Origin of the sequence: Apibacter raozihei (assembly GCF_004014855.1) — a bacterium.
In the GTDB taxonomy this organism is placed as follows: domain Bacteria; phylum Bacteroidota; class Bacteroidia; order Flavobacteriales; family Weeksellaceae; genus Apibacter; species Apibacter raozihei.
In genome coordinates this window covers 2,971,044-2,983,894 of sequence record NZ_CP034930.1, presented here as the reverse complement: position 1 = coordinate 2,983,894, position 12,851 = coordinate 2,971,044, and the positions used below count along the sequence as shown (strand labels likewise).

The 12,851-nt window shown below is 31.1% G+C and carries 9 protein-coding genes and 1 tRNA gene; 2 read left to right on the top strand and 8 right to left on the bottom strand.

The window, feature by feature from the left end; genetic code table 11:
* Positions 1-21: 21 nt before the first annotated feature.
* The 7 genes from EOV51_RS13270 to EOV51_RS13240 form a co-directional block, all read right to left on the bottom strand.
* Positions 22-1,011, bottom strand: coding sequence for a hypothetical protein (locus EOV51_RS13270; RefSeq protein ID WP_128153014.1), 990 nt, complete (start codon positions 1,009-1,011; stop codon positions 22-24).
* A 265-nt stretch (positions 1,012-1,276) separates the two neighbouring features.
* Positions 1,277-1,663, bottom strand: a complete 387-nt coding sequence (locus EOV51_RS13265) for a hypothetical protein (protein ID WP_128153013.1) — start codon at positions 1,661-1,663, stop codon at positions 1,277-1,279.
* A 251-nt stretch (positions 1,664-1,914) separates the two neighbouring features.
* Positions 1,915-3,549 (bottom strand): type I restriction-modification system subunit M, encoded by a 1,635-nt coding sequence (locus EOV51_RS13260; protein WP_128153012.1) that lies wholly within the window; start codon positions 3,547-3,549, stop codon positions 1,915-1,917.
* Positions 3,550-3,562: 13 nt separating this feature from the next.
* Positions 3,563-4,642 (bottom strand): AAA family ATPase, encoded by a 1,080-nt coding sequence (locus EOV51_RS13255; protein WP_128153011.1) that lies wholly within the window; start codon positions 4,640-4,642, stop codon positions 3,563-3,565.
* Position 4,643: 1 nt separating this feature from the next.
* Positions 4,644-5,846 carry a restriction endonuclease subunit S gene (locus EOV51_RS13250; RefSeq protein WP_128153010.1) on the bottom strand — a complete coding sequence of 401 codons (1,203 nt, stop codon included), beginning with the start codon at positions 5,844-5,846 and terminating at the stop codon, positions 4,644-4,646.
* Complete coding sequence (locus EOV51_RS13245; protein WP_128153353.1) at positions 5,839-8,871, bottom strand: type I restriction endonuclease subunit R; 3,033 nt, start codon at positions 8,869-8,871, stop codon at positions 5,839-5,841. The genes EOV51_RS13250 and EOV51_RS13245 overlap by 8 nt, the downstream gene beginning before the upstream one ends.
* A 1,507-nt stretch (positions 8,872-10,378) precedes the next feature.
* A complete protein-coding gene (locus EOV51_RS13240; RefSeq protein ID WP_128153009.1) occupies positions 10,379-10,666 on the bottom strand; it encodes a hypothetical protein in 288 nt (95 codons plus the stop codon).
* A 143-nt stretch (positions 10,667-10,809) separates the two neighbouring features.
* Between EOV51_RS13240 and EOV51_RS13235 the strand changes: the two genes are divergently transcribed.
* The gene (locus EOV51_RS13235) at positions 10,810-11,223 is read left to right on the top strand and encodes a helix-turn-helix transcriptional regulator (protein ID WP_128153008.1); all 414 of its coding nucleotides are present in this window, start codon (positions 10,810-10,812) and stop codon (positions 11,221-11,223) included.
* 153 nt (positions 11,224-11,376) lie between these two features.
* Positions 11,377-11,901 carry an energy transducer TonB gene (locus EOV51_RS13230; RefSeq protein ID WP_128153007.1) on the top strand — a complete coding sequence of 175 codons (525 nt, stop codon included), beginning with the start codon at positions 11,377-11,379 and terminating at the stop codon, positions 11,899-11,901.
* Positions 11,902-12,776: 875 nt separating this feature from the next.
* Here EOV51_RS13230 and EOV51_RS13225 read toward each other — a convergent pair.
* Positions 12,777-12,850: transfer RNA gene (locus EOV51_RS13225), tRNA-Ile, on the bottom strand.
* Between the last annotated feature and the right edge of the window lies 1 nt (position 12,851).

Genomic DNA, 12,851 nt, shown 5'->3' with positions numbered 1-12,851 from the left:
AAGTATAATAAGTATGTTTTTTTATTTAAATAAGTCCCAAAATCCACTTTTACGTTTTGCTTCTTTATTTTTTAGTACCTGTTCTTCATCTTCTTCATAGGCAAAAAAAGCACTTCTTTTTTCAGGTGGAGTGGTTGTATTAGTATCAGTATTTGATTGATATTGGGTAAATCGTATTTCTTTTATTTTTCTTTCATTTCCTTCAGAGTTTCTAAAGTATACATTAAAATAAGCCCTTGTATGCATAGGGCAAAGACCATGTATATCTAAATCGAAATAAACATGCAGCTTCATGTAAAACTCACCTTCCTTATCAATCAGGCTCTTCTGTTTCTTGGGAACAAAATAGGGATGAGCTTTCATTTCTTCCGATTTAAAATAAATTTCTACCGAGTTATATTCTGTTATTTCCCGATTTATTTTTTGTTTTCCAGTAAATTCAACAGGAAACTCATAAGGAACAATCGGTAAATATAAAGAGGTATCTACACTAAGTTCTTCTCCATAGTCTATATATTTGGGATGAAACAGTAAATTCCAGAACCAGTCGTACTGCATGCTTTTTTCAAAGATGCTTTTACTCTTCAAATTTCCTTCAAAAAAGGTAAAAAACGAACGGGCAATATCACTATTATATTTTTGTATTATATCCTGTTTTCTTTTATTCCAGCGATTATGAACGATAGAATCCCAATTGGTGACTCCTACAAACAGGCCTTTTTTATCTATTCTTACCTGTACGGGATAAATAATTTTGGATAACTCCGAAGCCATCATTTCACTTAGTAAATCGGGTTCATGCTGGTTATACCAAATGGCATCTTTATAGATCAATAACTGTATATCCTTAGCATCCGTAGTTACCAGCTGAGACTCATAATCTATTCTTTTGACAGGCAAATGTTCTTCTCCTTCAAAATATTGTATGGAAACATTATATTTTCTTGGCTTAAAATTTCTGAAATCTATTTCAGGAGTATGGTTTTTTATTTCTATAAATTTTTTATCCATCAAATTACTATTTACAAATAATTCTAATAGTAAATATTTTTAGTTTAACGTAAATATAGTAGATATTCTTATGTCATTTATATTTATCCACTCAAGATAAAATTATTATCTTGAATAAGCAAAATATTTTTATTGAATTTTAATTAATATTTCCGGTGAAAAATAATTTCTCATAGTATATGCCTCATTAATAGAAGTTTTACAGTAACTATATTTTAATTGTTTTATTTTAACCGGTGAAGTGAAAAAACGTTCACAGAATTTATTAATGATAAAAATGTATAATTCCCGATTTTTCTAAATAATCCAATATTTTTGAAAATGTTAAAGCAGTTAATATAGCCGAAAAAAGAACGCTTATAATAAGAATAGGATAAAGTCTGTTTTTATTGTTTTTAGTAATCAAAATACATATTCCCGGAAGGATAAACATTAAGGTTGTTAGTAAGAAACAAGGGCTGAAAATATAAGTTTCTCCTCCGTAAGTTAGGATATACAAGACAAAAGTATATAAAAGAACAGAAATAAAAGAACCGGTTAAATGTGGTATAAGTGTAGCTTTACGGGTTTTTACTAAGCGTACCCATTGCAGGAAACAGTATATAAAAATTCCAATACTTCCCAAAATTAGAGGTAACATTAATAATCCCATAGTAATAGCAGTATAATGAGTGAAAAAGATAACCACTTATACAAATATAGAGTTTTTTGATAATGGGTAAATAATATTTTATTTATCTAAAATATTAAATTATATTCGCTACAATATTTTTTGTCGTTCTCTAAATCCTGAAATTGTTTTCTCTGAATCTGAGAATTTTTTATGAGTATCCGGTGAAAATAAATTTATGTAATATGCCATAGGAAATAAATTTTTAAATATTCAGAGATATACAAATGTATTTAGATAATGAGAGGTAGCCCCAGCTCTTTTAGAAATTCATTATGTTTATCCGTATTTGTTTTTATCTTTTCGTTTATTGATGTCAATTTTTCGTTTACCTCTTTCAAATCGATTTGCACTTCATCTTCTGATATACTGACATATCTCGAAATATTTAGATTATAGCCATTTTTTTCAATTTCTTCCATGGAAACTTTACGAGAATATCGCTCTATTTCATTACGGAACTGGTATGTTTCAACGATTTTATTTATATGTTTATCTTCCAACGAATTTTGCCTTTTGCCTTTTTCATAATATTCACTGGCATTAATGAACAAAACATCATCCTCTTTTTTACATTTTTTCAAAACCAAAATACAGACGGGAATACCTGTTGAGTAGAATAAGTTGGAAGGCAAACCAATAACCGTGTCAATATTATTGTCTTTTAATAGCTTGGTTCGTATTCGTTCCTCTGCCCCTCCACGAAATAAAACACCGTGAGGCAATATAATTGCCATGGTACCTTCTTTAGCTAAAAAGTGAAATCCGTGTAATAAAAAAGCAAAGTCGGCTGCTGATTTTGGTGCTAAGCCATGACTTTTAAAACGAAAATCTTCTGCCAGAGTATCGTTAGGCTCCCAACGTAAACTAAAAGGTGGATTAGCTACTATGGCATCAAACTCAATCTTTTTAGAAGGATTCATTTCGTTCAATATATCCCATTGGTTGAGCAAGGTATCTCCGTGGAAAATTTCAAACTCTGTATCTTTCATGCCATGTAAAAGCATATTCATCCGAGCCAGATTGTAAGTGGTTACGTTTTTTTCCTGCCCGTATATTTTCCCTATAGTACCTTTATTATCTCTTAATTGTTTTTTTACATTCAGAAGTAACGAACCCGAACCACAAGCAAAATCCAATACTTTATCTAATTTAGATTTGGGACCTCTTACCGGGTCTTGCGTGTCTAAAATAACGATTCGGGAAAGAATGGTTGAAATTTGTTGAGGTGTATAAAATTCTCCTGCTTTTTTTCCGGAACCAGCGGCAAATTTTCCAATCAAATATTCATACGCATCTCCAAGCGTATCGGTATCTGTAGAAAAATCAGCAATGCCTTCGGCTATTTTTGTAATTACCTTACAAAGCTTATCATTTCTTTCTTTGGGCGTTTTGCCGAGTTTTTCAGAGTTCAGGTTGATTTCCGAAAATAATCCTTTAAACGAGCTTTCGAACGAATCGTTTTCTATATAGCGAAATCCCTTTTGGAGTGTTTCCAGTAAATCACCGTTTTGGGTACGAGCGAGTTCAGTAACATTACTCCATAAGTATTTCGGTTTGATAACATAATGCACTTTCCTTCGCATCTGCTTCTCAAACTCCTCTATATCTTCTTGGTTTTCATCGTACCAAATTTCCAAAGGTGGAGGCACAACGAAATCGGCTCGGCCTTCCATAGAAGAACTTTTGGGGTAGTCTTTTCCCAGTTCCTTTTTAGCTGCTTCTTCGTAATTAAATGACAGATACCGGAGAAAGAGAAACGAAAGCATATAATCACGGAAATCATCTGCATTCATGGCCCCTCTTAAATCATTTGCAATATCCCAAAGGGCATCGCCTAATTTTTTATATTGTTCTTTTTGTGTCATTAATTTATATTTTTTATGCGAACACCTCAGGTAATTGGAATTCATATTTATCCAAGAACGCTGTTAATATTTTATCAAATAATTCTTTATTGTCCTCATTCATTATCACAGGTTGATAAATGGAATATTTGCCATGACTCAAAAGGTTTAAAGCCCGAGAAAAAAGCACTTCATCCTCAACACCACTAATACAATCTGAGAAGTCATCATATCCAAAAAAAGTTGATGTTTTTTCTAAAATACTTCTCAACATATTAAAATGATATGTATTTACCATATTGTTTTCTGAAGCCCTTTTTAATTCGCTTAGCAAGGCAACATGATGAAAAAAAGGGGTTTCATTTGTGGACATTAATACATAACCATCAACTCCGTTTTTATGTAAAAAATGGCTTTTATGTTTAATCTTTTTTAGTTCATTATACATCACATTGTAAAACAGCGAATGATGTGATGAAATAACCACTTTTACCTTGTCTTTTCCTTTTTTCAAAAGTTTGGCTAAATCGCTTGCCACGCCAATAGCATTATTATCATCAAGTGAAGAAATAGGATCGTCAATATAGATATATTTTACCCAATTATAGGGTCCGTTTCCATCATCATCTATTACAAGTTCTGTTATCGCTAAAAATATACACCAGATAAATATATTCTCTTCCCCTCTTGAAACTTTTATATTAGCTTGTTCTCCTTTATTGAAAGTTATTGTCCAATTTTCGTAATCAATTCTAAAATCAAAATCTGCATATCGTTCAAGAAAACTGAAAATTTTTTCTTCCAATGCTAGTTCTTTAAATCCTTTAAAAAAACGTGATTCTTTATTAATGATTAAATGCCTTTGTATATCATTTTCAAGATCGTTGTTCCAATGGAAAAGGTCTTCTGTATAAGCATTATAATAAAGAGTATCAGATATAGGATTTTTCTTTCGTTTCTTACTGATATCTTTAAATTGCATTGAAAGACGAGTTTTTCCAGTTCCATTGTATGCATAGAGTAATATGAAATGATGGTTATTTAAATCATCTCTTAGTCGAACTGCTACATTTTTCAATGTTTTATATTTATATAGCTTTTTTTTGATAGTCATTCTAATCGTTTATTTTAGGAAACAAACCCTGCATCAATCCTTTCTTATGTAGTTTTAATTGCTCTATCTTCTCTGTTTGCGCTGTGATTAAAGCATCTAGGTAGGAAAGGCAGGAAGCGATTTTTTGCTGTTCTTTTAATGAAGTGTGAAAAAGCATTGTTTTATATACAATCTCACTACTAATATTTTGGACGATTCCCCCAGCTGATAATTTTTGATATTGCCTTTGCATATAATCTGAGTTAAGCAGTTGTAATAAGAAAGGTTTATAATAATGGTTTTCATATTCACGAAGCACAAACCAACCATCATAAATAAAACCGTCAATTGCTAATTCATAGGTTTTTCCAAAACTCATTGAGTTTGCTAATATCAATTCTCCAGATTTAACTTTGCGAGATTTTTGAGCTCCTTTAAGAGTTATTTTTTCCTCAACCTTATAAATAATAGAATTAATAGCATTCTTCGTATCGCCAATTTTTATCCAATTAACACCACTTTTATCTTGTGTTAAATAATTTTGGATTGGTCTTGGAGAGCTTCCTCTATATAGTTTAATGTAATTTGAAAACTCTTTCAAATTCCAATTTCCATCATTCTTAAACTCCTTAAACCGATATTTAGGTACTTTTTTTCCTTCTTGCGGAAAAAGGTTTTGCATTAAACCTTTTTTATGGTCTTTAAGCAAGTCCAGATATTGATTCTCAGCTACTATCACCTCATCTAAGGAAGAAAGACAGGAAGCAATTTTTTTTTGTTCTTTTATTGAAGGGAATGAAAGTTGTAATTTTTGATACTCAGAAATATAATAACGTTTATGTTCTTTTGCATCAAACTTAATTTGAGAAATAAGTTCGTAGACAAATTTTAAATTATCTTTCTTTTTGGGAGTTAATATTTTAATTGCAGAAGATTTAACTTTAAAAGGAAAATCGACAAATTTGCTATCAACAGTAAAGTCATCAAATATAATTGTAGGTAAATTGTTATAAATGCCAAAATTCTCATTTGTATAACCTAATATAAAACTTTTATTGGCTGTTAATACAGGTGTGCCTTTACTTTGATAATTTGTATCAGTAACAATATAATTATCTGGTCGTTCATAGTCTAAAACATCTTCTAATGTTTGTTCTTTCCATTCCCCTTCATTCACAAATTCAGGAAAACGCAATGCAGGTATTAATTTTCTTTTCTTACTCATATGCTGTTAATCCTGATATTTCACGTCCTTGAGCCAATTTATTTAATTGGGGAACTAAGTCTTCCATTAAAGCCAATTCTTTAAGCCTTCGTTCTTTCCAGCTTAGTTCCAACGGTTCTAATAAGTCAGTCAGTTTTTCACCATCAAAAATCATCCGGCTCATGATCTCTTCTACAAAAGCTTTTAGGACTGCGGTTTGTAACCCGTACTTTTGAGCAATGGCAGCTAATTCTTTATTATATTTATCATCCTTAAATGTATCGTACCCCTGGTAAAGTGTCTTTACATCTTGTCCACTGTTCCAATCCAAACTGTTGATATATTCGGTTAGGTCTCCTTCTTCTTCCATTAGATTGGAATTGGATTTCAGCAAACTAATTACCTGTTCTTTGGTCATTTTCTGCTTAGAAGGTTTCTTTTGCGTATTGTCTGCAATCAGATTCATGATATAATCATAGTCTATTACAGCAGAGGCAAACAATACAAACTCAAAATCCAGCTGTTGAATTTCGGGTGGTACTTCATCGCCTCCTTTCTGCTGAATTTCTCTTAATTGTTTTGCAGTCTCTAAATACGAACTTCTAAATCCTTGTAAAGTTTCATTAGGTAAAATGGTTTCGATAACAGTTTTTTGTTCTTCATCTAAGTCCGTATATTGGTCAAGTTGAGTTTTAAGCCGTTGTACCTCCTTAAAGTTTTTCACAAAGGTAATCCTTGCAGCATCTCCTCTCAATCCGTATACTTCTTGTGGTTCATTCACAAGGTTTTGTTGTTGCATAAAGTCTCCTAACTTTTCTACAGCTTCTTTATATTTCTCAATCATCACCGGAGCAGGATCAACCAGCCAAATTTCTCTGGAATGTTCACTTTCTCCACCGGAAAAAAGGGCGATAGCCTGATTTACGGCTTCCTGTTGCGAGCGGAAATCTAAGATATTGCCGTAAGGTTTGGAATCATTGAGTACCCGATTGGTTCGGGAAAATGCCTGAATCAGTCCGTGGTATTTCAGGTTTTTATCTACATATAAAGTATTTAGATATTTGCTGTCAAAACCTGTGAGCAACATATCCACCACTATAGTAACATCAATTTTGTTTTTATGCGGGTAGTCTTTATTGCTGTATTTTTGATCTTTAATGCGTTTTTGCACGTCCTGATAGTATAAATCAAACTCATTGATGTTATGATTCGTACCGTATTGTTTATTGTAATCGGTAATAATTTCCGTTAAAGCTCTTTTCTTCTCTTCAGGATTTTGTGTATTGTCTTCTCTTTCCTGAATTAAATCTTCCTGAAGCTGCTTAATATCTGCTGCATTCTTTTGGCTTTGCTGGTCGCCATCTTTAGCAATTAACTGTGCGGGTGGTGAAAATACACAAGCAATATTCAACGGCATATAATCGGGATTTTCGCGCTGCTTCTTTTTCTGAACTTCTTTGAATAATTGATAGTATTCAATAGCATTGTTGATAGAAGCCGTAGCCAAAATAGCATTAAATTTTCTGTTATTGGTCGCTCCATTATGTTTTTCCAAAATGGACTCCACAACTGCCTTCCGTTCAACCGTATCTCCCGGATTTAATTTAGCGGAATTTTTGCCTTTAAAAAAATCTATATGAAAACGCAATACATTTCTGTCATCAATAGCATGAGTGATGGTATATTTATGCAACTCGTGTTCAAATATATCTTTCGTCTCTTTGTATTTTGCTTCTTCACCCTCTCTTATAACATAAGTCGCATTTTTTTCAAAAATGGGTGTACCCGTAAAGCCAAATAGCTGTGCATTGGGAAAAAACGCTTTTATCGCTTTGTGATTATCACCAAATTGAGAACGATGGCATTCGTCAAAGATGAAAACCATTCGTTTATCCCTCAAAGGTTCTAACCTCTGCTTATAAGTTTCTTTACCGTTTTTCTCTTTTGCTTTGTTACGTTTGCTGTCCTCATCTAAAGCCAATCCCAATTTTTGGATGGTAGTAACAATTACCTTGTCAGCATAGTCAGTAGAAAGTAAACGCTTTACTAATGTTTCTGTATTGGTGTTTTCTTCCACACTTCCTTCCTGAAATCTATTAAATTCCTCACGGGTTTGTCTATCGAGGTCTTTTCGGTCAACTACAAACAAACATTTTTCAATATCAGGCATATCTTTCATCAAAGTAGAAGCTTTGAAAGATGTTAGGGTTTTACCGCTTCCTGTGGTATGCCAAATGTAACCGTTTCCTCTGTTTTGTTCAATAGAGTTAATAATAGCCTCTACTGCATAAATCTGATACGGACGCATCACCAGCAATTTTTGCTCGCTTTCCACCAGTACCATATATTTACTAATCATTTCTCCAAGTGTGCATTTTTTGAGGAATTTATCAGCAAAATCATAAAGACTATTAATCTTATTATTTTTGATATCAGCTAATTCATAAACCGGAAGAAATTGCTCATCTGCATTAAATGCAAAATGCTCATTTTTATTATTCGCAAAGTATAAGGTTCTGCTTCCATTACTCACTATAAATAACTGCATAAAGCAAAGCAGAGAATTTCCGTAACCGTTGCCCGATTCGTTTTTATAATCCACTATTTGTTGCATGGCTTTTCGTGGCGAAATATCTAACTTCTTTAATTCAATCTGCACCACTGGCAAACCATTGATTAAAAGAATAACATCATAACGTTGATGACTATTTTCTGTATTAATGCGTAATTGATGTATAACTTCATAATCATTTTTACACCAATCTTTGATGTTTACTAAAGTATAGTGTAGAGGGGTTCCGTCCTCACGCTGGAAGTATTGTTTTTCCCTTAACAATTTAGATGTCGTAAATACATCGGAATTGATAATTTCTTCCCGAAGTCGTGAAAACTCACTATCTGAAAGATGCACACGGTTAAGCTCTTCAAATTTGGCTTTAAAGTTTTCCTCAAGTGTATTTCTGTCAACTATATCCGGACGATAATTATACTTTAAATCAGAAAGTTGCGTAATTAAATTCTTTTCTATTTCTATTTCTTTAATCATATATGCCAAAATGATATATTTTATCCTTTAGTAATCTAATTGGAGGTGTTTTTGTTTCATTTATATAAGATTAGCTAATAGATAAATTTATACAAAGATACATAAAAAAGTCGCGATTATTGAGGATAGTAAATCCATATTTAATGGAATAATTTACATCATTTCTATAATATTATCTTTTGTTATGTTCTAAGATACTTTCTTTCTTTTCCCTTAGCTTATTTTCTCCCATAACTAACACGTATTTACCAGACATTTAAATTGCGATTTAGGAGCTGAATTTTGCAATGGTTTTGAACTGATTAAAACATATCTTGCTGTAATCTTACGATTTCTAAGTTTGCATTCTCAAATATATTATAAACCAATTATTTAAGCGTAGAAATATCTGCGTCATCTTTATGACATATTAAGGCAAATGAAAGTTTTTTAATAATCTATCGTGACATGTTATAACAAGTCGACAATCTGAGAAAAGTACCAAGCCCACACATTATTTTTTTTAATTGTTTACTTCTCAGGCCTGTACCATAATTACAGGTGTGGGAATACGTTAAGGTTTTCGAATGAAAAATATCACTGCCAAAAATAAAGGAAAAAATTAAAACCGGAAATAAAAAAAGGGTATTATTTAAAAACAAAAAACGATGTCAATTAGCTTTAATATATATATTAAAGCTAATTGCAAAGATCGATACTATTAATAATAATAATCGATTATTTTCATTTTTTCAAGATAATCAAATATTAAAGAGAAAGTAGAAACAGATAAGATCCCTGAAAACAAAATACTTGCTAATAAAATATTAAAAATGTTATTTGTTTTATTTATTGAAACTAAAAAAAATATACATACAAATACTCCCGGAATGATAAACATAAAAGTTATTACTAAAAAAATAGGTTCAAAAGCGTATATACTTTGATTTAAGATAAAATAAAATATTATGGAGGTATATATTAAAATAGATAATAAACAACCCAATAAACACTGTTTAAGTAGAATTTGTTTAGATACAATTAACAGAATAAATTTAACAAAGCAAACCATATAAAATATAAAAATAACAAGAAGTAAAGGTATTAGTATTAATCCCATTTTTATTTCAAAGATAAAATAAATTACTAAAAAATGTTAAAGCAAAAGGTTATGGCTATATGTACAGGCTTTGTTTGAACTGTATTAAATGCCATACCTAATTCAGTAAAACACAAAATATAAACATATCTGCTATCTGTTGTAATCTGGTTTGTGAGAAAGTATAGTTTTTTAATATCTTCAATTATTTTGTAGTAAGATTTATAACTTTATTCTTACTATGTCTGGCTTTATAGCGAATAAAGTGGGCTTTATCAATTATCCTTTCTGAAATAGAAATCTAACCATTCATCTAAATATTTACCCAGGATAAAAAATAACTTTCCGAGCTAAAGGAAAAACCTTTTAAACCGGAAAAAGATATACAAACCTTTTTTGAGGCCAATTTGGAAAATATTGCAGGCTTATTTACTCCCTCAGCACCCTGTCCAAAAATTCAAACTCGATGTGGGGGAGAAGGTGTTTCGCCATTTCCAGCAGGTTATAAATATCAATCCTAGTTTCTTCTTCTTGTTCAGGTGTTGGTTTTTTGTTTTCCATTGAAAATACATGCGTTTGGCAGGTATTAAGCAAGGAAAGCAAGGTAAAGCCTAATTGCTTATAATTAGTAGTACCCGTATTCATAAAACGCAGGGCTCGGTCTTTTTTTAAATCTTTGATCCAGCCTTGTATTTCCCTATATTGTTCTTCGTTCATTTTTAGTATCTTTATACAAACAAAATAAAGAAAGGAAAATAAGATAAAACATTCTGTGACGGAAAATAAAATTCCAGAAATAAGAATCTCTTATTTTAGCGTATTATTTGTTATTTTTGTAAACAGATGAAAAGTGATAAACCATGAACACACATATAGAACCTAAAAAAGTGCACCACGGAAAAAATGTAAAAAGATTAAGGGAAATGCTGGGTATAAAACAAGATGCTTTGGCTGTAGAGTTAAACATTACCCAGGCCACCATGTCTAAACTGGAAGCTAAGGAAGAAATTGAAAAAGAAACTCTACAAAAAATTGCTCAAATCCTGAAAATTCCGGTAGAAGCTATTGAAAATTTTAATGATGAGGGAGCTTTGAATTTTGTAGCAAATTCTTTTCATAGTCAAGATTTGAATGATAATTCTATTGGACATCAATTTACTTTTAATTTCAATCCTATAGATAAAATAGTAGAACTTTACACAGAAAAAGAAGCCCTTTACGAGCGCATGGTTCAGGAAAAAAATGCGTTGATAGAGAAGTTGTTGAGTAAATAATCAATATAAAAAATAGTAAAATATTTTCTAATTATATTTCATGCAAGTACAGAATTTGTACGGCTGCTAAAGCGGTAATCATAACTCGCTTTCGCAAGCCTTAAATTAGCAGCATTAATTAATAAACCATTATTTTTGAAAAAAATTCTACAAATGAAAAAGTTGTTTGCTCTTTGGCTTTTAGTAAGTATTAATATTTTTTGTTTTGGACAGGAAGAAACAAATATGTCAAAAGACTTGGAAAGTTATGTGGCTCTTCCTGCATTTTCTTCAGCACCTATTGAAGATGAAAATTATATTTTTAACCAGGTGGACAAACGAGCTAAATTTACGGAAGGGGAGATTTCTCGATATATTGCGCAATATATTGAGTATACAGAAGTTGCCCGAGATAAGGGGACACAGGGGAAAATGCTGATAAAATTTGTAGTCGAGAAAGATGGTTCTGTATCTAATATTAGTGTAGTTGGTAAAAAATTAGGAGATGGATTAGATGAAATGTGTATAGAAGCGGTTAAAAAAACTGAGGGTAAGTGGAAACCTGCTACTATTGATGGTAAACCTGTTAGGAGTTTTTTCAGACTTCCAGTTAGTTTTGTATTACCTAAAGAACCTACTCATTCATCTCAAATAAATAATAAAAACGTTATAATACCATATAGATATAATCTGGATTAATATATACTTTACAACAAATAATAAAAATTAATCTTTATTAACCTCTTACATATATGGTTAATAAGGGTAAAAATATTTTATTCTAAACATGTAATTAAAATACTTGTTAACAGATTGTTATTTGTGAGTCTTATATTTTATTTGTATTTTTAGATAAAGGTTAAAACCTCATCTTCCTTAAAGATTTAGGTTTGCATAACAAAAGACACTAAAAATGCCAAGGATTTCCGGTTTTTCTATTTCATCAAATGAATGTAAAAACATAGAGATTACTTTCTAAAGAAAAACGGATATTTAGCTTTACATACTTCATTAAACGGAACCATACAATGGAGCAGGAATGGCTGTAATACAGATTCTGTTTCCATAGTTTCTTATATATGAAGAAAAATCATATATAAAACTTTCTTATATCTATAAACAAATAGAAGAGGTAAAATATAAAATATATGTAAGCTCTAAACCTTCCAACTTAAGAAAAGGTAAAGTTTGGTATTTTATATGTCCGGTAACTCATAAGTTTTGAAGAAAATTATATGACGGAGAAAGATTTTTTGTATACAGAGAAGCCTTATCTAATCCTAACTATAAAAAACAAACACTTTACCAAAAGAACAGAGATTGATTAAATATATTTAAAGGGTTTTTATTGAGAAAGTTTATGATGAATATTATAAAAATACAGAAAGAAACATTACAAAGGAAAGCTAACCAAAAAAGAAATTATTTTAAGAAGAAAAGTAGATATTGCAGAAAGCTATCCGCCCGGTACGTATGAAAAGTTGTTATGTAGCTAATAAAATTCAATTCATTGTCTAAAAATAAAAAACCTGTATGTTAAAATACAGGTTTTAAATAATTTAAATTTTAAAAAGTGGTCCCACCTGGGCTCGAACCAGGGACCACCTGATTATGAGTCAGGTGCTCTAACCAACTGAGCTATAGGACCA

What these genes read in the sequence shown, in the direction of transcription:
- EOV51_RS13270 (WP_128153014.1), bottom strand. Translation starts at nt 1,011, where the DNA reads ATGGATAAAAAATTTATAGAAATAAAAAACCATACTCCTGAAATAGAT.
- EOV51_RS13265 (WP_128153013.1), bottom strand. Translation starts at nt 1,663, where the DNA reads ATGGGATTATTAATGTTACCTCTAATTTTGGGAAGTATTGGAATTTTT.
- EOV51_RS13260 (WP_128153012.1), bottom strand. Translation starts at nt 3,549, where the DNA reads ATGACACAAAAAGAACAATATAAAAAATTAGGCGATGCCCTTTGGGAT.
- EOV51_RS13255 (WP_128153011.1), bottom strand. Translation starts at nt 4,642, where the DNA reads ATGACTATCAAAAAAAAGCTATATAAATATAAAACATTGAAAAATGTA.
- EOV51_RS13250 (WP_128153010.1), bottom strand. Translation starts at nt 5,846, where the DNA reads ATGAGTAAGAAAAGAAAATTAATACCTGCATTGCGTTTTCCTGAATTT.
- EOV51_RS13245 (WP_128153353.1), bottom strand. Translation starts at nt 8,871, where the DNA reads ATGATTAAAGAAATAGAAATAGAAAAGAATTTAATTACGCAACTTTCT.
- EOV51_RS13240 (WP_128153009.1), bottom strand. Translation starts at nt 10,666, where the DNA reads ATGAACGAAGAACAATATAGGGAAATACAAGGCTGGATCAAAGATTTA.
- EOV51_RS13235 (WP_128153008.1), top strand. Translation starts at nt 10,810, where the DNA reads ATGAACACACATATAGAACCTAAAAAAGTGCACCACGGAAAAAATGTA.
- EOV51_RS13230 (WP_128153007.1), top strand. Translation starts at nt 11,377, where the DNA reads ATGAAAAAGTTGTTTGCTCTTTGGCTTTTAGTAAGTATTAATATTTTT.